General features: G+C 52.8%; 14 protein-coding genes. 11 read left to right on the forward strand and 3 right to left on the reverse strand.

All coding sequences use genetic code 11. The features are described 5' to 3' along the window. Positions 1-87 precede the first annotated feature (87 nt). Entirely contained in the window at positions 88-501 is a 414-nt protein-coding gene (locus tag DCC81_RS15530; RefSeq protein WP_108687517.1) for a hypothetical protein, read from the forward strand. 377 nt (positions 502-878) lie between these two features. On the opposite strand, the gene DCC81_RS15535 is transcribed toward DCC81_RS15530, so the two are convergent. Next, positions 879-2,432, reverse strand: a complete 1,554-nt coding sequence (locus tag DCC81_RS15535) for a S53 family peptidase (protein WP_108687518.1) — start codon at positions 2,430-2,432, stop codon at positions 879-881. A 383-nt stretch (positions 2,433-2,815) separates the two neighbouring features. Here DCC81_RS15535 and DCC81_RS15540 point away from each other — a divergent pair, with 383 nt between their 5' ends. From DCC81_RS15540 to DCC81_RS15570, 7 genes are all read left to right on the forward strand, one after another. Next, a complete protein-coding gene (locus DCC81_RS15540; RefSeq protein WP_165806605.1) occupies positions 2,816-3,442 on the forward strand; it encodes an RNA polymerase sigma factor in 627 nt (208 codons plus the stop codon). Positions 3,443-3,586: 144 nt separating this feature from the next. Next, complete coding sequence (locus DCC81_RS15545; RefSeq protein WP_108687520.1) at positions 3,587-4,645, forward strand: FecR family protein; 1,059 nt, start codon at positions 3,587-3,589, stop codon at positions 4,643-4,645. A 208-nt stretch (positions 4,646-4,853) separates the two neighbouring features. After that, on the forward strand, positions 4,854-8,381 hold the full coding sequence (locus DCC81_RS15550; RefSeq protein WP_108687521.1) for a SusC/RagA family TonB-linked outer membrane protein: 3,528 nt from the start codon (positions 4,854-4,856) through the stop codon (positions 8,379-8,381). A 24-nt stretch (positions 8,382-8,405) separates the two neighbouring features. Continuing rightward, a complete protein-coding gene (locus DCC81_RS15555) occupies positions 8,406-10,202 on the forward strand; it encodes a RagB/SusD family nutrient uptake outer membrane protein (protein WP_108688268.1) in 1,797 nt (598 codons plus the stop codon). 140 nt (positions 10,203-10,342) lie between these two features. After that, positions 10,343-12,946 carry a glycoside hydrolase family 2 protein gene (locus tag DCC81_RS15560; protein WP_108687522.1) on the forward strand — a complete coding sequence of 868 codons (2,604 nt, stop codon included), beginning with the start codon at positions 10,343-10,345 and terminating at the stop codon, positions 12,944-12,946. Positions 12,947-12,974: 28 nt separating this feature from the next. Continuing rightward, positions 12,975-14,231 (forward strand): MFS transporter, encoded by a 1,257-nt coding sequence (locus tag DCC81_RS15565; protein WP_108687523.1) that lies wholly within the window; start codon positions 12,975-12,977, stop codon positions 14,229-14,231. A 102-nt stretch (positions 14,232-14,333) separates the two neighbouring features. After that, positions 14,334-15,068 (forward strand): DNA-formamidopyrimidine glycosylase family protein, encoded by a 735-nt coding sequence (locus tag DCC81_RS15570; RefSeq protein ID WP_108688269.1) that lies wholly within the window; start codon positions 14,334-14,336, stop codon positions 15,066-15,068. Here DCC81_RS15570 and DCC81_RS15575 read toward each other — a convergent pair whose 3' ends face one another. After that, complete coding sequence (locus tag DCC81_RS15575; protein WP_108687524.1) at positions 15,069-16,604, reverse strand: alpha-N-arabinofuranosidase; 1,536 nt, start codon at positions 16,602-16,604, stop codon at positions 15,069-15,071. A 212-nt stretch (positions 16,605-16,816) separates the two neighbouring features. Between DCC81_RS15575 and DCC81_RS15580 the strand changes: the two genes are divergently transcribed. Then, positions 16,817-18,175, forward strand: a complete 1,359-nt coding sequence (locus DCC81_RS15580; protein ID WP_108687525.1) for an acyl-CoA dehydrogenase family protein — start codon at positions 16,817-16,819, stop codon at positions 18,173-18,175. Between the two features lie 34 nt (positions 18,176-18,209). On the opposite strand, the gene DCC81_RS15585 is transcribed toward DCC81_RS15580, so the two are convergent. Further along, entirely contained in the window at positions 18,210-18,635 is a 426-nt protein-coding gene (locus DCC81_RS15585; protein WP_133177678.1) for a hypothetical protein, read from the reverse strand. Positions 18,636-19,146: 511 nt separating this feature from the next. Between DCC81_RS15585 and DCC81_RS15590 the strand changes: the two genes are divergently transcribed. Together DCC81_RS15590 and DCC81_RS15595 are read left to right on the forward strand one after the other, a co-directional pair. Continuing rightward, positions 19,147-19,773 (forward strand): TetR/AcrR family transcriptional regulator, encoded by a 627-nt coding sequence (locus tag DCC81_RS15590; RefSeq protein WP_108687527.1) that lies wholly within the window; start codon positions 19,147-19,149, stop codon positions 19,771-19,773. Further along, entirely contained in the window at positions 19,763-21,145 is a 1,383-nt protein-coding gene (locus tag DCC81_RS15595; protein WP_108687528.1) for a TolC family protein, read from the forward strand. Before DCC81_RS15590 ends, DCC81_RS15595 begins: the two co-directional genes overlap by 11 nt. The last annotated feature ends 11 nt before the right edge of the window (positions 21,146-21,156 follow it).

Raw genomic sequence — 21,156 nt, forward strand, 5'->3', positions numbered from 1 at the left:
GAAAAATTGGTTCCTGTATCTATGTCACAAACATGCGCCGGCCAGCTACCGGCAGGAGCTGTCCAACGTTAAATTATTGAGTTTTAAATGGTTATTACCAGCCACGACATCGCTTATCGTTTACCGCTTTCCGGGATACTGGCGGTAATAGCGATTATTTTTTTAATTGTCGAGTTGTTTTTTTATAAAATCAAAAAAAGTATTATTTTAGAGACGAAGAAATCGCTGGACGTACTTGAGATATGCCAGGATAATATCAACCAAAATCTAATACCAAATCTTGAAGCGGGCACTTATCTGTCGCAAATAGTTGCAGTATCTAGCAGTTACATTTTAGCTTATTGTAGTTATCGTTTTTCCTGGTTTCCTATAGCCGGTAAGATCAACAGACAGTTGCGACATGAGGCGCCGCCTTGTATTTACCAACAATCCGCTGTTGCCGTTGCTGCACTCCGTTGCAACGGGCGCATTATGAGCCTATACAAAAGAAATTTACTATAAAACATATTTGAAGTTTTGCTATTACATAAGCATGTTGATCAATTACAGAAGGGGGTGTTTTCACCTCCTTCTTTGTTTTTAGGGGGGAGATCGTACAGCGTACAACGTACAGCGTACAACGTACAACGTACAGCGTATAGCGTACAGCGTACAACGTACAACGTACAACGTACAGCGTACAACGTACAGCGATGACCCGCTGCGAACGGTGCACTGGTAAACGCATGTGTTGTGTATAATGGGGGGCACAGCCCGCATAGCACTGTGCACATACGCAGTGCGCCACGCCCTGGAGCACGGTCCTGTACAATAACTTAATACACCCCCCCGGTCGCGGTACGTTGTACGTTGTACGCTGTACGCTGTACACCCTACGTTTACCCCAGCAGCTCCAGCAACTTCATCCCATCCGGCACGCCAAAGCCTGTGCAGGCATCCCAGCCGGGTCCTGCGCTGTAGCCTTTGCCCGCTGCGGTAATGTTATCTCCTTCCGTAATATCGCGGCACACGCCACTGGCGGCGTAGAGCTTCGGGTGGATGAAGCCGGCGGCCTTGCCCACTTTTTCATTGATGAGCGCCAGCAGGCCTGCCATTAGCGGTGCCACGGCGCTGGTGCCGCCTATCACAAAGCGTTGCCCATCCACCAGTACGTTGTAGCCGGTTTCAGGATCAGCCACGGCGGCTACATCCGGGAGGCCACGGCCTGGCTGCTGGGTGTTTACAGACACCGGTATTTTGGCACTGGCCTGGTAATCCGGAACGGGAAACACATCGCTGATACCGCCACCGGTGGCGCTGTCGCTGCCTTCATGCCAGGTCACCTCGCTGGTGATCTGGCCATTGGCCACGGTGAGCTTAGTGCCGCCGCAGGCCAGCACATAAGGGCTGGATGCGGGGAAGTCTGCATGGGCGTTGCCATCATTCACATTATCATTGGAGCCATCGTCACCTGCTGCCGCGCATACGCTGATGCCCAGGGTGGCAGCTTCCTGAAAAGCCTGGTTGAAGCTTTGCAGGGACTGGTTTGTCCAGTTCACTTCCGCAGCGCCCCAGCTGATGGAGATGACCGAAGGATGGTAGGTGTTATCATGCACGGCCTGTGTAATGGCATCCAGGAAGCCCTTATCACTGTTGGGGGCAAAATATACCACCAGGGTTGCGCCGGGTGCAATGGCGCCCGCCACTTCAATATCAAGCAGCACTTCCCCATCCGCGCTGTCGGGCGTGGTGGGACTGTTGTGCGCACCATCTACAGACACCGCCACTACTTTAGGCACGGGAATGTGGAGACCCTGGAAGTAACTGGTAATGTCTGCCGGCTTGTAGCCACCGCCCAGTTCAATAATGGCTATGGACTGGTTCTTACCCGTTACATCTTTGGGGTAGTTATAAATGTTGGCCAGGTCGTTCGGATTAAAGGACGAAGGGGCTGCGGTGTGCGGCCTCACCTTGAATTTCGGGGTGGCCGCATCGCGGTCGTCCAGGCCAAACACGCCTTCAATGATGCCGGCCAGCTCCTGCGGAATATAGATATCCCCACTGCGCGCCCGGAAGCTTTTTCCATGCTGCTCGTATTGTTGCAGGCTTACTTTGAACGCGGCTTCCATTTGGGCGTGCGTGCCGCGCAGCTCTACTGTGCGGGTATGCGCATCTGCCTTTACCACGCTGAGGCCTTTGTGGTGGGCGAAGTCGGTGACCTGCCGGATGTCCGCCGGGTTGGCGCCATACTTTTCATAAAAGGTGTTGCGGTCCACCGGTGCGGATGCCTTGCCGGAAAGCAGGTCTGGCAGCGGTTCTTTAGGCTTTACCTTAATGGTTACCGTGATCAGGGCGTCTTTGCCCCCCTGTGCAGCGGCCTTGGCCTGCGCGCCGCCGGGTTCCCTTTTAAAACTGCCGGGCAATACTACGTAATCGGAAAACTGGGATTTCATATAAAAATGGTTTCTATGGTTTTAAAAAAGGAAGGAACGGGGATAACAGGACCGGGAGGACAACGGTGCGTTCTCCGCTGCACGAAAATCGGACCATGGTGCGCAAGGGAACTGCGTAGCACAAAAGAAAAATACGGATAAAAATTACAGCAATGGAAAATAAAATCGTTAAATTGTTTGCAGGATTCAACAGACCGTCAACCATTATCTAAAAAATTGCAGGAGACAGCAAGTAGTATGCAGTAGGTACGAACGCATCTTTTTACAATGCATCAAATGCCTGGTATTCCGTTTCAGCTCGTTCCCTTCAGCCGGAAATATATTGCTATTTACACACTTCCCGGTCAGTACTTAATACCTGTACATAACACCTGAAAATGCCAATGGAAAATAATTTACAGGACATGTTGCGGCCCGGGGCCAATCTCCGGGTGGTGGAGAGCGAGGCCACCCTGTGGGAGCGCTTCCAGCAGGGAGACCGCGAAGCCTTTGCCCTGCTGTACCGCCAGCATGTGGATGACCTGTACCACTATGGCATGCACTTTTGCACGGATGGAGAGCGGGTGAAGGATTGCCTGCAGGACCTTTTCCAGGACCTGTGGCAAAGCCGGGAACACCTTTCCACCCAGATCCGTAACATCCGGTATTATTTATTGAGCAGCCTGCGCCGCCGCCTGCTGCGCTCCCTGCACCGGGACCGCAACTGGTTTACCCGGCCCGACCTGGAAAGCTTTGAAATAGAATGGGCCCTGCCCCGGGAGCACCAGCTGATCAGTGATGAAACGGCGGCCGCCCAGGTGCAGCAACTACGCCAGGCCCTTACCAGCCTTACCCGCCGCCAGCGGGAAGCTATTTACCTGCGCTTCTACCAGGACCTTTCCTATGAAGAGGTATCGGCCCTGATGGCCATGAAAACAGACTCCGTATACAATACGGTATCCAAAGCCATTGCCGCCCTGAAAAAGGCCATGGTATTGCCTTTATTCCTAATGCTCCTGCACCAGCGCTGACCGCTGCCAGGGTATGGCATTCAACCACGCTTTTTACCCTCCCGTCTTTGTAAGCTCCACGCGCAGAAAAAAAAGGTAAAGATTTTTTAAAATTAACGATGAGATTCGCGGCATCGCAGGCTCTTTTATAGTAAATGCACCCACTTGGCTATAAAAGATTATGCAGTGTATACGGCGCAGGAACTGGCGTTGGATGAGCGCTTCCAGCAATGGGTGCTGCATCCGGAAGCGGCTGGTGCCTTCTGGGTCAACTGGTGTGCAGCGCATCCTGAAAAAGCGGCAGACGTAGCACTGGCGGCCGCGATGGTGCGCAGCATTGGCTTTAAGCCCTATGCCCTGGCCCCGGAAGAGAAAGACCAACTTTGGGATACCCTGTGGGAACACATGGGAGAAGAAGAACATCATCCTGTAATCAATACCACTACCACCTTTGCACCCGCCTGGTACAGGCAGGCCCGGAAGTATGCAGCCGCCATTGTACTCGGTGTGGCCGCCGCAGCCGGCTGGATGTTGCTGCAGCCCCGCAGATCAGTGGGCAGCCAGACATTGGCCCTGCACACCCTTTATGGAGAAACAAAAACCTGTTACCTGCCAGACAGCACAGCGGTAACGCTCAATGCCAATACGCGGCTACTCTATACCGCAACAGACACCGGCCGCCGCGAAGTGTGGCTGGACGGGGAGGCCTATTTTAAAGTAAAACATGAACAAGGCCAGCGCCCCTTCTCTGTGCATACTTATGATAAAGTAAGCGTGGCCGTGCTGGGCACCGCCTTTAATGTAAACAGCATTGGCAAACAGGTGAGGGTGGTGCTCGAAGAAGGCAGTGTGCGCCTGCATATCGGTGACGCCTACACGGAAAAAGAACAAACGCTGAACCTGCGCCCCGGTGAAATGCTGACGTATGAGAAAGCAAACGGGCAATTCACCAGAACCGCCATCGTTACCACGCCCTACATGGCCTGGAAAAAGGGCCGGCTGGAAATGGATAATTATACGCTGGCCGATGCAGCGCAATTCATGCAGCAGGTGTTTGGGCAACACCTGGTGATAACAGACCATAACCTGCTGCAGCGGCACATTTCGGGCTCCATGCCCATTGTGTATAATGCAGATACGATGCTGCTGCAACTGGGCCGGGTATTTAAAGTAAGGGCATACCGGAACGGGGATAATGTGTGGATCAGCCAGGGAGCCCGATAACGTTTTTTAACACCAGTAATTCATTCAACCAAGGTCGCCGGGAAATGTCCCGGTCATATTTGAATCATTATTTGCATTAACAGTTACATGGCGTTGCACAGGCATCCTGCTTTCGCATGGGTGATTGTACGCTGCTGTTTGTGACTATTTACCTAACAGTTGTTGCCGCCCTCCCCGGGGTGCGCAACGTTTTAAAATCCTGCTCCACATGAAAAAAGGTGTACATGTGATGCTAATGCTTCCATTAGCCCTGCTATTACCAACGTCTTCCTTGCTGGCACGGCAAGTGGGGGCCAGCGCGGACCAGCCGGCAGTGGCTGCCGGGGTGGAAATGCCCGCCACGGCCGGCCAGCCCAGCGAGGTAACGCTGAAGTTTGCCTTCCAGGAGATCGAAGACAAGTTCAGCGTATCCATCGCGTACAAAAGTGAACTGGTAAAAAGCAGGAAACTGCAATTCAGCGTTGACAATTTCAGATCAGCGGAAGAAGCGCTGGAAAAGGCTTTGACAGGCTTTCCGCTCCACTTTGAAAAAGTGCGCGAACATTTTTATATGGTGACCGAAAAGGAGCAGCCCAGTGCCGGCGCCGCAATGGTGCAAGACCCGGTGCACGGTACCGTCCGCGATGAGAAGGGCAATGCACTCACCGGTGTTACGGTAAAAGTAAAGGGCTCCAACGTGGGCACCGTAACGGATATCAATGGCAACTTTAAACTGCAAACGCCCGGTGCTACCGGCGAACAACTGGAGATCACTTACCTGGGTTTTGAAACACAGACCATCAATATACGCGGGCAACTGGAGTTCAATATTGTACTCAAAGAAACTTCCAGCTCCCTGAACGAGGTGGTGGTAACCGGGTACACCGCGCAAAAGAAAAAAGACCTCACCGGTGCGGTGGCCGTGGTAAAAATGGACGCACTGACGCGCCAGCCCACGGGCGATGTAACGGCCCAACTGCAAGGCCAGGCGGCCGGTGTAACCGTGATCGGGGATGGGCAGCCTGGCGCTGCGCCCCAGGTGCGGGTGCGCGGGGTGAACACGTTTAACAACAACAATCCGCTGTATGTAGTGGATGGTGTGCCTACTGACAATATCCGTGACCTGAACCCCGCAGACATTGCTTCCATGCAGGTCATGAAGGATGCAGGATCTGCTTCCATCTATGGTTCCCGCGCATCCAACGGGGTGATCATTGTAACCACTAAACGCGGCAGCGGCAAGATAAAGGTTACCTACGATGGTTACTATGGCGTGCAGCATCCCAAAGGGGGGAATGTGCTGCATACGCTCAATACCCAGGAAACGGCAGACCTGCGCTGGATAGCCATGCAGGACCCCGGCAACGATATTTATGGTTATGGTGATAAGCCGGTGATCCCGGATTACATTGCCCCCAAAGGCGCCAAGGAAGGCGATCCCAGCGTAAACCCTGATTTGTATTATGTAGATCCCAACTACACATCCCTGGATGAATACAATAATTTTTACCGGATCACCAAAGCCAATAAAACCGGTACAGACTGGTACCACGCGGTGTTCAAAAATGCCCCGATGACCAGCCATAACATCAACGTTTCTGGCAGTACGGACAAGGCCAATTACCTGTTTTCACTCAACTACTTTAACCAACAGGGTACACTGGATTATACTTACTACAAGCGCTATACCCTGCGCTCCAATACGTCTTTTAATATTACTGATCATGTGCGGGTAGGGGAGAACCTGGCCTTTTCCCTGGTAGACAACCCGCAGGTAGGCAACTACTCACCGGATGGTGTGCTGGCCATGGTGATGCGGGAACAGCCCATCATTCCTATCTATGACATTAAAGGAAACTTTGCCGGCTCTTACGGTGGCGGCGACCTCGGTGATGCGGAAAACCCGGTGGCCAACCAGTACCGCACCCGCAATAACCGCAGTCTTACCAACCGCCTGTTCGGCAACATCTGGGGCGAAGTGGACCTGCTGAAGCACTTTACCTTCCGTACCAGCTTTGGCGGGGAGGTAGGCTCCGACTGGGGGCATTCTTTCAGCTATCCCACTTACGAGAACAAGGAATATTTTTCGGTGAACCAATACAGCCAGTATGCTGACAACAACCACGAATGGACCTGGACCAACACCCTCACTTATCACCAGGTGCTGGGTAAGGATCACGACCTGAAAGTGATTGCCGGTACCGAGGCTAACGATGCACGTTCTATCAGCATTGGCGGCAGCACTACGGACTACTTCAGCTTTGATCCGCCTTATCCCACCTTGTCCACCGGTGCAGGGCAACATAACAACTCCAGCGATAGTTATGTGCGCAGCCTGTTTTCCCTGATCGGCCGCGTGGACTATGCATTCAAAGACAAGTACCTGCTGGGCTTCACCATCCGCCGTGATGGCTCTTCCGTTTTCGTGGATAACAAATGGGGTAATTTCCCCGCCGCCAGCGCCGCATGGCGTATTTCAGAGGAAAAGTTCATGAAGGGCATTGGCTGGCTGAATGATCTGAAGATCCGCGGTAGCTACGGTGTAATGGGTAACCAGACAAACCCTTCGCCCACAAACGGCTACACTACGTTTGCCGGGGTGCGCACCTCTTCTTATTATGATCTCACCGGTAGCAATAACAGCATCCTGGAGGGTTTCCAGCCTTACCAGACCGGCGCCCCGCAAGCCAAGTGGGAGCAGGATATCAATGGTAACATTGGCTTTGATGCAACGGTCCTGAACAATCATTTGGAGATCAGTGCAGACTACTACAAAAAAGATATCAAAGACCTGCTGTTTGCGCCCACTCCGCCGGGTATTGCCGGTACGGCCATTTCACCGTTTATCAATATCGGTACGATGACCAACCGTGGCGTGGACCTCGCCGTGACCGGGCATGCCGGTATTACCCACGATCTGAAACTGGATGCAACGCTGTCTTTCACCGCGTATAAAAATACCGTGAAGAAGGTGGCGGACAATGCTACTTACTTTGACGTGTTCCAGGGACGCCTGGGCAATATTATCCGCAACCAGGTAGGTGGCCCCACCTCCGCCTTTTTCGGCTACAAGATCGATGGCTTCTTTAACAGCCAGGCGGACATTGACAACGCAGACAAACTGGCACAGGAGAAGAACGGGCCGGATGCAGTTTATGAAACAGACGAAGGCATAGGCCGTTTCAAATACAAGGACATGAACGGGGATGGTATCATCACCCCGGACGACCGTACCATTCTCGGTAGCCCACACCCCGATTTTTCCTATGGCCTGAACATTGGCCTTACCTACAAAGGATTTGATTTCAATATGACCCTGTACGGCACACAAGGCAACGATATCTGGAACAACGTCCGCTGGTGGAGGGATTTCTTCGGCAACTTTAATACGGCTAAGAGCTACACCGCCCTCTATGATTCATGGACGGAACAAAACCACAACGCCAGGGCGCCCAAGCAGGAAGAGCAAACTTATTTCAGCACCGGCCAGGTGGCCAATTCTTATTTCGTGGAAAATGGCAGCTACCTGCGCTGCAAGAACATGCAACTGGGCTATACATTACCGGCAAATGTTTTCAGCAAATGGGGGGTATCCCGCTTGCATGTGTATGTGCAGGCTGCAAACCTGTTCACCATCACGAAATACAGCGGGCTGGATCCTGAGCTGAACGGCAACGCTGCTACCAATTTCGGGGTGGATGAAATGGGCTACCCCAACCAGCGCCAGTACCTGGTGGGACTGAATGTGGGTTTCTAATTTTTTACGCTTAAAATGAAGAACATGAAACGTATGCATAATCGTTTGCGCTATATCACCCTGCTGGCGGCTTTACCTTTGGTGTCTGCCTGTTCTAAAAGCTTCCTGGAGCATGACCCGCCCGGTGCGCTGGAAATAGATGTGATCGCGAATAAGAAAGGTATTTCCAAACTGCTGATCGGCGCTTATGGCGCACTGGATGGGCAGAATGATAACGGGGACATGATCAACCTGAATGGAGGCGGTGGTTTTACCGCAGCGCCGGACAACTGGATCTATGGCTCTGTGGTGGGGGGCGATGCGCACAAGGGAAGTACCTCCGGCGATCAGGATGATATCCTGCACATTGCTGCATTTTCTGCAGACCCTACTGAAAGTTTCTTTAACGATAAATGGGTATGCGTATATGAAGGCGTCAAACGTTGCAACCTGGTGCTGTCTACCCTGAAAAAGGTGACAGACATGTCGGACGAAGAGAAGACGGAAGCCGCTGCGGAAGCGCGTTTCCTGCGCGGTCACTATTACTTTGACCTGCGTAAGATGTTCAAGAATGTACCGTGGACGGATGAAGACTCCACGAACCTGTACATTAAGAATGATAAAGACATTTTCCCGAACATTGAAGCAGACTTTAAGTATGCCATGGACAACCTGCCCCCCACACAACCCAGCGTGGGGCAGGCCAATAAGTATGCCGCAGAAGTGTACCTGGCCAAGACGTACCTCTATGAAAAGAAGTATGCAGATGCGCTGCCATTGTTCACAGACGCTATCAATAACGGCCAGACCAGCAATGGCCTGCATTATGACCTGGTGCCTTTCCAGAATAACTGGAACGCAGCTACGGAGAATAATGCTGAATCTGTGTTCGCCATCCAGAACAACGTACACGATGGTACCTCCACGGCCGCTAATGCGAACCAGGGCGATATGCTGAACTACCCGCCCAATATTGCGCCGTGCTGTGGCTTTTTCCAGCCCTCCTTTGACCTGGTAAATTCTTACCGGACCACCGCGGGCGGCTTGCCTTACCTGGATGGATCTTACAACACCGATGCCCTTGCCGTGAAGAGTGACCAGGGCGTATCATCCGGTGGCAACTACACCCCGGACCAGGGCCCGCTGGACCCGCGCCTGGACTGGACCGCCGGCCGCCGTGGAGTGCCTTACCTGGACTGGGGCGTAAATCCCGGCCGCGACTGGGTGGTGTCACAGCCTTTTGCAGGCCCGTATGCCCCGGTGAAGATGATGTACCGCCAGGCTACCATGGATGAATTTGTAGACTTCAGCGAGTGGGCGCCCGGCACGGCCATCAATACCCTGGTGATCCGCTTTGCAGATGTGCTGCTCATGGCGGCGGAATGTGAAGTGGAAGCCGGTAGCCTTGCGCAGGCAGAAGCATATGTAAACCGCGTGCGCAACCGCGCCAAAGACCCCAGAAGCTGGGTGTATAAGTATGCCGATGATGAGAACCCGACCGGCGGCTTTAGCAATACTCCCGCCGCTAATTACGTGATCAATCCTTACCCCGATGGTGATTTTGCTGCCAAGGGAAAAGACTATGCCAATACCGCCATCCGTTTTGAGCGCAAGCTGGAACTGGCCATGGAAGGGCAGCGCTTCTTTGACCTGGTACGCTGGGGCATTGCCGGTACAGCGCTTACCGCTTATTACACGGCGGAAGGAAAATATAAACTCACAGATTACAACGGCCTGAACCCGCATTTTACCACGGGTAAAAATGAATACTATCCCATTCCCCAGCGCCAGATAGACCTGAGCACGAAGAATGGAGTGGCTACCCTGCAGCAGAACTACTAGCAGCACTTGAAATAATATACCAAACGGCAGGCGCCGGAATTGATGCCGGCGCCTGTTTTTATGTTGATCTGTTTACTACGCTCCATTATCTTGCAGCACTGATTCCACTACCACCGTACTTTAGACGCTATACACATTTTATGAAAACATGCTTTCCCCTTTTGGCCCTGAGCCTGTTATGCCTGCAAAGCAACGCACAAACGCCCGCCATACAGGACAAAATATTAACTGCCAACTGGCAGATGCAATCATCTGAAAAGGTGGCTGCCACAGATGCCGGTATAACCAATGCCAACTTCCAAACCACCGGGTGGTATCCTGCCAGGGTACCGGGTACCGTCATGGGGAGCCTGGTGGCTTTAGGCCAATATAAAGACATCTTCATGGGCAACAACCTGGAGAAGGTCCCCGATACATTGTTTGCAAAACCCTGGTGGTTCCGCAACACCTTTTCTCTCACTGCTGCCGAGGCTAAAAGCACGGCCCGCCTGGAGTTCAACGGCATTAACTACCGTGCAGACATCTGGCTGAACGGCCACCTGCTGGCAAAGGCAGACAGTGTGCGGGGGGGCTTCCGCCGCTTCACGTTTGACGTAAGTGCTTATATCAAAGAAGGAGAGAACATCCTGGCCGTAAAGGTAACCCGGCCTGGCCCCGGCGATCCTACACTGGGCTTCGTAGACTGGAACCCCATGCCCCCGGACCATAACCTGGGCATCTGGCGGGAAGTGCACCTGGTGACCAGCGGCGCAGTGTCTATCACGCAGCCTTTTGTAGCGCCCAAACTGGATACGGCCACGCTGGATCATGCATCCCTCACCATCAGCGCCCTGCTGCATAATAATAGTAAACGCACCGTAAGCGGCGTGCTGAAAGGCAGCGTGGAAGGCGGGATTGAAATAGCCCAGCCGGTAACGCTGAAAGCCGGTGAATCCAAAGAGATCGTATTTACCCCCGCGGCCTATCAACAACTGGAAATAACACACCCCCGCGTGTGGTGGACACATGACCTGGGCAAACCGGAACTGTACCGGCTGCAACTGCGCTTTGAAAACGGAGGTAAGCTGGAAGATAGTACCGGCCTGCATTTTGGCATCCGTTCCATTACGGATTATTTCACTCCACAGGGGCACCGCGGCTATAAACTGAACGGGAAGAACATCCTGGTAAAAGGTGGCGGCTGGACAGACCGCATGCTGCTGGATGCATCCCCCGGATATGAAAATGCCGGCATGGACTACGCGGTGCAAATGCACCTTAACACCATCCGCATGGAAGGCTTCTGGGGCAGCAACCATCACCTGTACGACCTGGCAGATGAAAAAGGCCTGCTCATCATGGTGGGCTACAGCGCGGCCTGGGAGTGGAGTAATTTCTTTGGCAATGCAGATGATAAATATGGCGCCATCAGCAAACCGGAACAGATGTACATCGCCGCTACTTCCTGGAAAGACCAGGTGATCTGGCTGCGCAACCATCCTGCCGTTTGCGTGTGGATGTATGGCAGTGACAAGCTACCCCGCCCCGCGCTGGAAAGCCAGTACATTGCCATCCTGAAAAAATACGATACCACCCGCTGTGTACTGGCCTCTGCACAGGAGCACACCAGTAAACTGAGTGGCCCCAGCGCCGTGAAGATGAGAGGACCTTATGATTATGTACCGCCTGCCTATTGGTACGTGGATACCAAGCTGGGTGGGGCTTTTGGCTTTAATACAGAAACCGGCCCCGGCCCCCAGGTGCCTGTGCTGGAAACCCTGCAAAAGATGATCCCGGCAGATTCCCTCTGGCCGGTAGGCAGCGGCTGGATGTTCCATGCGGCCCGCGGGGAGTTCCATAATCTCACGGCCTACGACAGTGCCATTGAAATGCGCCTGGGCAAGCCCACAGACCTGCATGATTACCTGCGCAAGGCGCAATACATCAACTACGAAGGTATGCGTGCCATGTATGAAGCATTTGAAGCCCACCGTTTCCAGTCCACCGGCATTATCCAGTGGATGTACAATGCTTCCTGGCCCAAGCTGTGGTGGCAGCTGTATGATTTTTACCTGCTGCCCACCGGCGCTTTTTACGGCGCACAAAAGGCCAATGAGCCGGTGCATATTGCCTACGATTACGGGCGCAATGCGGTGATGGTGCTGAACAATACCAACGATAAAATGGGCGGCTACACAGCAGTAGCCACCGGCTACGATGGCAACCTGCAGATGATCTTTGAAAGCCAGGAAGACGTACCAGGCCTGCAGGCACAGGAAACAAAATATACCTACAACATTCCCGGCATAGGTGTGGCAGGCAATACCTGGTTCCTGAACCTGCAGCTGAAAGACCGGGAAGGCACGGTAGTGAGCCGCAACTTCTACGCATTGTCCATGAAGGAAGATGAGCTGGACAATGCCCGCAGCAACTGGTATATCACGCCCATTAAAAGCTATGGGGATCTTACGAAGTTGCAAACACTGCCCATGGTAAAACTGGAGTCGGATATAAAGACCAGCGAAGTGGGTGAAAAGACACTGGTAACCGCTCACTTGCGGAACCCCGCTTCCACACTGGCTTTCATGGCACACCTGGATATCCGCAATGCAGCTACGAAAGATCCGGTGGGCCCCGTGTTCTGGAAGGAGAATGATGTGACGCTGATGCCGGGAGAAGAAATTACCCTGGAAGGCTGGGTCTACACCCGCGACCTGGGTGGCCGCCCGCCGCTGGTTACCACCGGGGGCTGGAATGTAGAATGATCATTTCCCTAAATATATTGCAACCACTATGAAGCGCAGCTATTACATTGTAGGCCTTATCATGCTCACGTTTTTCGTGATCTCCCTGCTCACCAATATCACGGGGCCGCTGGTGCCCGATATTATCAGGGGATTTGGCGGGCTTACGCTGGTGCAGGCGGGCCTGCTGCCATTTACCTTTTTTATTGCTTACGGCATTGTATCTATTCCCGCAGGTATTTTGCTGGAAAAATATAAAGAGAAGAAGATCATGGTCACCGCGTTTGCGGTGGCTTTTGCAGGTTCCCTGCTCCTGGCATGCTGGCCTAATTACGGTACGGCGCTGTGCTCCTTATTCCTTATTGGTGGAGGTATGGCCATGCTGCAGGTGGTGATCAACCCGCTGCTGCGCACGGCGGGTGGGGAAGAGCATTATGCATTTAACTCCGTACTGGCCCAACTGATCTTTGGCCTGGCGTCTTTTGCCAGTCCTAAGCTGTATTCCTGGCTGGTGGCCCGTTTGCAGGAGCCATCGCCCGGCGCGGGGTGGCTGCAAACCCTGCAACACATGGTGCCGGCCAGCCTGCCGTGGGTATCGCTGTATTGGCTGTTTGTGGTGGTATGCCTGCTGATGATGCTGATCCTGGCGGCATCCCGCTTCCCGAAAGTGGTGCTGAAAAGTGATGAGGTGGCAGGCTCTGTGCGCACGCACCTGGCGTTGTTCAAACGGCCGGTGGTACAGGCATATTTCTTCGGCATCTTCGCCTACGTAGGCACAGAGCAAAGCCTGAACAACTGGATGTCCCAGTTCCTTTTCACCTATCATCACATAGACCCGCAAACGGTGGGGGCGGATACTGTGGCCAACTTCTGGGGCATGATGACGGCCGGGGGTATCCTGGGCCTGGTGCTGCTGAAGTTTGTGGACAGCCGCAAAGTGCTGATCAGCTTCACGGCGCTGGCCATGGTGAGTTATGCAATGGCCCTGTACGGCAGTGCCACCGTGGCCCGCATGGCTTTCCCGGCGGTGGGTTTCTTTGCCTCGGTAATGTACCCGGTGATCTTTTCACTGGCGCTTAATTCTATAGATGAACATCATGGTTCCTTTGCAGGCATTCTCATCACCGGCATTATAGGCGGTGCGTTATTGCCCCTTTTTGTGGGGTGGCTGGGCGACCTGGCAGGTCTGAAAGCCGGTATGGCCGTGCTTTTTGTGACCATGAGCTACATAGGCGGCATTGGCATCTGGGCAAGGCCCATTATTGTTAATAAGACCATTGAGCTGTTCAAACCATCGGAAGTTTAACCTGTTGATGTAAATAGTAGAACATCTAACCTGGCCGCGGACTTATCCCGGCCAGTTTTTTTGTGGGCCGGCACAGGGCTTGTATTGCATAAGAAAAAGCATATGCCGGAAGGACCGTCCATCGTGATATTGAAGGAAGCTGTACAGGCGTTTAAGGGTAAGAAAGTATTAAGCATTGGGGGCAATAGCAAGGTAGACCTGGAGCCATTCTCCGGGCAAAAGGTCGTGGACTTTAAATCCTGGGGTAAGCATTTTCTTATCTGCTTTCCCAGGGCCACCATCCGCATCCACCTGCTGATGTTTGGCAGTTACCGTATAAATGAAGAAAAGCCCGGCGCCACCCCAAGGTTGCACCTGGGCTTTTCCAAAGGGGAACTGAATTTTTATACCTGTTCTGTACAGATCATCACCGAGCCGCTGGATGAGATCTATGATTTCAGTGCAGATGTGATGAGTCCCACCTGGAGTGAAAAGAAGGCGAGGGCCAAGCTGAAAGCCAACCCCGGCCTGCTGGCCTGTGATGCATTGCTGAACCAGGACATCTTTGCCGGGGTGGGTAATATCATCAAGAACGAAGTGCTCTTCCGCATCCGGGTAGATCCACGTAGCAGGATAGGGGCGTTGCCAGCCCGCCAGCTAAAGGCCATGCTCACAGAAGCGGTGAACTACAGCTTTGAGTTCCTGGAATGGAAAAAGGAATTTAAGTTGCGGGAACACTGGCTGGCGCATACCCGGAAGATCTGCCCGCGTGACCATGTACCTTTTATCAAGCAACACCTGGGCAAGGCCAACCGCCGTTCATTCTACTGTACTTTATGCCAGGTCCTGTACACCTGATCACTTCAATTCCAGCACCACGATTGATTTTGCGGGCAGGGTCACTACCAGGTTGCCATCTTTTTTGCTGGCGCCTTTGAAGTCCTGTGGTACAATTTTATTGGGCTGGTCAAATGTGTTCACGTCATTGAACTTCGCGGAAGTGATCACCTTTCCGCTGATGGTCTTATACGTTACACCCGCCAGTTGGGTGCTCACGGTGATGGCATGCGCCGGGTCCAGGTTTACCAGGGAGATGTGCACCGTGCCGGTGGAATCCTTGCTGGCAGAGGCATTCACGGCAGGGATCTTCTCTTTGCCCAGGGTGTAATCAGGACTGTTCAATGCTACCGGCAGGTAGTGAGCATCCTGGTGTACCTGGTAGAGATCAAACACGTGATAGGTGGGCGTGAGCAGCATTTTTTCCTTATCTGTGAGGATGAGTGCCTGCAGCACATTGATGGTTTGTGCCAGGTTAGCCATGCGCACACGGTCGCAGTGATTGTTGAAAATATTGAGGGTGGTAGCCGCGATCAGCGCATCGCGCAGGCTGTTCTGCTGGTAGAGGAAACCGGGATTGGTGCCGGGCTCCACGTCTGTCCAGATACCCCATTCATCTACTACCAGGGCCACTTTCTTGGCGGGGTCGTAACGGTCCATGATAGCGCTGTGGGTGCGCACCAGGTCTTCCATATGCAGGCAGCTTTTCAGTGCGCTGAAGTACGTTTGTTCGTCAAAGTTAGTAGCGCTACCCTTGTGGCCCCAATCGCCGGCCAGGGTGTAGTAGTGCAATGACATGCCCCACATCATCCAGTTGGGTACTTGCTTCATCATGACTTCCGTCCAGTTGTAATCATCTGCATTGGGGCCGCTGGCTATTTTCAGCAGGGGGCTGCCGGGATAGTTCTTGGCAAAGGAAGCGTAGCGGCGGTATTGGTCCGCATAATATTCCGGTGTCATGTTACCACCGCAGCCCCAGCTTTCGTTGCCTACGCCCCAGAACTGTACTTTCCAGGGGGCGGCATGGCCGTTGGCAGCGCGTTGTGCGGTCATAGGGCTTACGCCGTCAAAGTTGAGGTATTCTACCCATTTGGACATTTCTTCCACGGTGCCGCTGCCTACGTTGCCGGTGATGTAGGGCTGGCAGTGCAGCAGTTCGCAGAGCTCCAGGAATTCATGGGTGCCAAAGCTGTTATCTTCGGTAACGCCGCCCCAGTTGGTGTTCACCATTTTGGGCCGGCTGCCGCGGGGGCCAATGCCATCGCGCCAGTGGTATTCATCTGCAAAGCAGCCACCGGGCCAGCGCAGGTTGGGGATATGTATTTTTTGCAGGGCCTTTACAATATCGAGGCGGATGCGGTCCTGCTTTTCCACGTGGAGCGATGAGTCTACCCAGAAACCGTTGTAAATGCAATGGCCCAGGTGTTCTGAAAAGTGGCCGTAAATGTTACGGTTAATGGTAAGATTTGAATTATCTGATACAGAAAGTGTGGCTGCCTGTTGGGCATAAGTGTGGGAAGTAATGCAGGCACATAGCAGCAGCATCCATTTTTTCATAACGTGTTTTTTGATCCCTGCTAAAATAAAGTGTATGATCGACATTTAATAATATTTTTTTAAATCGATTACAAGATCAGCATTGGGGGCGTTGGTTATGAAGAACTTATCATTGACAAAAGCGCGGATGGGGAAGTGTTTTTGGAAAGCAGTTGCCCGCTACCTGCCCGCACGATAATTGCTACATTTAGCCCACCACGAAAACCATCACCATGAATACCTTCGCCAAAATAAAACAGGCCATCCACCTGTTCAAAAGCATCGATATGGAACAACTGGGCAAGTTGTCCCGCAAAGTGGACCTTCCCCAGCTTATGGCCACCGTTGGCAAAATGGACGATACCCAGCTTAATGGCCTCGTGAAAATGCTAAGCAGCGGCGGCCACGCTAAAAAGCCCCAACCGCCCATCAATGGCGACTTCTACGACCTGGGCGCGGCCCTCTCCCCGGAAGACCGGCAAACGCAGTTGAAAGTGCGTGCCTTCATGGAAAAGGAAATTCAACCCATCGCTAATCATTACTGGAACAAAGCCGCCTTCCCGTTTGAGATCATTCCCAAACTGGCGGAACTCAATATCTGCGGGGTTACTTACGAAGGCTACGGCTGCCCCCACCGCAGCTTTGTCATGGAAGGCATCATTGCCATGGAAATAGCCCGCGTGGATGCCAGCATCGCCACCTTCTTTGGTGTGCAAAGCGGCCTGGCCATGGGCTCCATCTACCTGCTGGGCTCCGATGAGCAGAAGCAGCAATGGCTCCCCTCCATGCAACGGCTGAAAACCATCGGGGCTTTTGGGCTTACTGAGCCGGAAGTAGGCAGTGGCGCGGCCGGCGGCCTCACCACCACGGCCACCCGCAAGGGCGATACCTGGGTGCTGAATGGTCAGAAAAAATGGATCGGCAACGCCACCTTTGCAGACGTGCTGGTGATCTGGGCCCGCGACACCGCGGATAACCAGGTAAAGGGTTTCCTGCTGCGCAAAGGTACACCCGGCCTCCAGGTGGCAAAAATGGAAGACAAAATGGCCCTCCGCATTGTGCAGAACGGGCTCATTACCCTGCAGGATTGTGAAGTGAGTGAGACAGACCGCCTGCAAAATGCTAATAGCTTTAAAGATACCGCCCAGGTGCTCCGCATGACGCGTGCGGGTGTGGCCTGGCAGGCCGTGGGTTGCGCACGCGGTGCTTATGAAAATGCACTGGCCTATACGCAGCAGCGCAAACAATTTGGAAAGCCCATTTCTTCTTTCCAGCTTATCCAGAACCACCTGGTGGAAATGCTTTCCAACCTTACCGCCATGCAAACCCTCGTATTCCGCTTGTCTGAATTGCAGGACCAGGGCTTATTGCAAGACGAGCATGCATCGCTGGCCAAAGTATTCTGCAGCATGCGCACCCGCGATGTGGTAAGAGGTGCCCGCGAGGTAATGGGGGGCAATGGCATCCTGCTGGAGTACAACGTAGCCCGCTTTGTAGCAGATGCGGAAGCCATCTATTCTTACGAGGGTACCAAGGAGATCAACAGCCTCATCGTGGGCAGGGCTATCACCGGGCACAGTGCATTTGTATAAAGCAAATGCGCTGGCCATGGTATAGCGAGTATGCCTAGCGCTGCCAGAGCATTTGCTCCAGTGCGTGCGCGCGCTGGTAGAAATAAAGTGCCGCCACTGCCATCACAATGGCAAGCATCACCACCGCTACAAATGCGCACCGCCACCAGATACTGATGGTCATTGTTTTACCGGATAATAAAGTATACATAGGTTTTTCCAGGGGTGGGGAAGAAGATTCCTGTTGCGCGGGCTCCTCCCAGTCCAGTCGCTGCACGATCTGGTGAAAGGCCATTGCGGGCGGGTGCACCGGTGTATCCATCAGCATATGCTCCATACGCTTTTCTATCTCCGTAAGTTCCGTGCGGATCTCCGGCGACAGGCGACGCAGGTGCTCCACCTCCGTTACTTCCCGTGGAGATGCTAATCCCAGTACATATTTTTCCAGGATGCCGGTTGCTATATAATCGTGCAGATTCACTTTTTTGGGAAATATTTTCAAACTGACGGGGCAATGCATGGCACACATGTTATAGCAGAAGGCTCCGTGCACAGCTCGTTTTTAAGGGTAGCAGCCATTCAACAAGACGTTCTAAGATACTTACATTGGTCAAAAATATATATTAAAACGTACTTGTATGATCGCTGTTTTACTACAAACGCTATCCCGGGAAAAATGGATTTGTGTTTATTTCAATGTGACTTTATTAAGACCAGATTAAAAAGCATAGAAATAGATAACCCCACCATGTACAATGAAACAAATTCGCTTTACCTTCGCATCCGAAAACCGCAAATAGTACCCGGCAGCCGCACCATTTTGCGACCTGGCCTTTATAGATATCCACCGCACCTTACCCAACTTACAACTTTTTTTCATACTGTGAATGACTATAAATTAATCGATTACGAATTTTGAACAGAAAAATTCAAACAAGTGTTTGTTTTATTCAAACGTTTGTTTGAAATTTGCGTCGTAATTCGATCAAGACATGGAATATACCAAGAAACAGATGGCCATCATAGAAGCAGCCGAACGGCTGTTTGCCGTAAAAGGCTTTGAGGGTGCGTCAGTACGGGATATTGCCCATGAGGCGAATACGAACGTTTCCATGATCTCCTACTACTTCGGTTCCAAGGAGAAACTGATGGAAGCTGTATTCGAGAACCGCATGGAAGGCAGCCGTGCCCAGATGGAAACGCTTTACGCGGACCCCCACCTGAGCTGCCTGGAAAAGCTGTACTCACTCATAGATACTTACGTGATAAAACTGATGAGCCAACCCCATTTCAATAAGATCTGGGTGCGCGAACAGGTAGAATCGGAGGGCGTGATTGCAGACAAAATAGAATCCGTACGGCAACGCAACTTCAACACGATCACCCGGATTGTGAAAGACGGACAGGACAATGGAGAGTTCAAACATGAGGTAGACGCCTTCCTGATCATGGCAATGCTGGTAGGGACCACTAACCAGGTGCTTACCACCGCCACCCATTACCGTAAAACACATCATATGGAGTCGATGTCCGAAGACGATTTCCGGGCACACCTTAAGAAAACACTAACCAGTTATTTAAAAACAGTATTTAAAGCATTATTGACGTATGAAGCCTAATGTGTTTAACAAAGTGGGCGTTTGGTTGCTCCTGTGCTTGACGCTGTTCTCCGTACAGCAGGCATCGGCGCAGTCGGCCCGTAAATTGACACTGGACGAAGCGGTACAGTTAGGTTTGCAGAACAGCAAGCAACTGAAACTGAACCAGGCACAGATCGACGAAGCGACCGCCTCCCTCAAAGAAGCCAAGGACAACAGGCTCCCCGACCTGAAGTTAAGCGGATCTTATCTCCGTGTAAATAGCCCTAACATCACCATGCGCACCGGCGGCGGCAGTTCCGACTCTTCCGGCGGTGGTGGCAGTTCCATCAACGTGAACTCCGCCATGTATGGAATGGCCAGCCTGTCGCTCCCCATCTATACCGGTGGTAAGATCAAGTATGGCATTGAATCGGCCAAGTACCTGGCCCAGGCCGCCAAACTGGATGCAGAGTCTAACCGCGACGCCGTGATCCAGAACACCATCAACGCGTATGCAAACCTTTACAAGGCCAGCAAATCCGTAGAACTGGTGCAACAGAACCTGGACCAGAGCCGCCAGCGCGACAACGATTTCAGCAACCTGGAAAAAAATGGCCTGCTGGCACGCAACGACCTTTTGAAATCCCAGCTGCAGACTTCCAACGTGGAACTGGCCCTGCTGGATGCGCAACGCAACCGCAAAATGGCCAATGTGAACGTGAACCTGATGCTGGGCCTCCCGGAAGATACTGAGCTGGACGTAGACTCCACCGGACTGGATGTACTGCCCGATGCCAAATCAGTGGTGGATTGGGAAACCGCCGCCGGCCAGAATCGTAAGGATGTGCAGGCTTTGTCTGCCCGCGCTAAAGCCGCCACCTCCGCCATCAGCATTGCCAAGGCTGACTACCTGCCTTCCGTGGCCCTCACGGGTGGTTATGTAGCCCTGAACGTGCCCAACTTCCTGGAAGTGACCAACGCGGTGAACATCGGTGTAGGCGTGTCTTACAACGTGGCTACCTTCTGGAAAACACCCGCCAAGGTGGAGAAAGCCAAAGCACAGGCCCGCCAGGTACAGGTGAACCAGGAGCAACTGGATGACCAGGTGCGCCTGCAGATCAACCAGGCTTACCAGGACTACCTGCTGGCCCGCAAGCAGATCGATGTATATAATGTTGCGGTGGAACAGGCCAATGAAAACTACAAGATCACCAAGAACAAACACGATAACAACCTGGTTACCACTACCGACCTGCTGGACGCTAACGTAGCACAGCTGCAGGCAGTACTGAACTTTGCCTTTGCCAAGGCAGACGCCGTGGTTGCTTACAAGAAACTGCTGCAGACCAGCGGCATACTGAACGCACAGTACGCAACACCTGATACTAACACCACTAATACCAAACAATAATCCGTAAAACA

This window comes from Chitinophaga parva, from assembly GCF_003071345.1.
Taxonomy (GTDB): domain Bacteria; phylum Bacteroidota; class Bacteroidia; order Chitinophagales; family Chitinophagaceae; genus Chitinophaga; species Chitinophaga parva.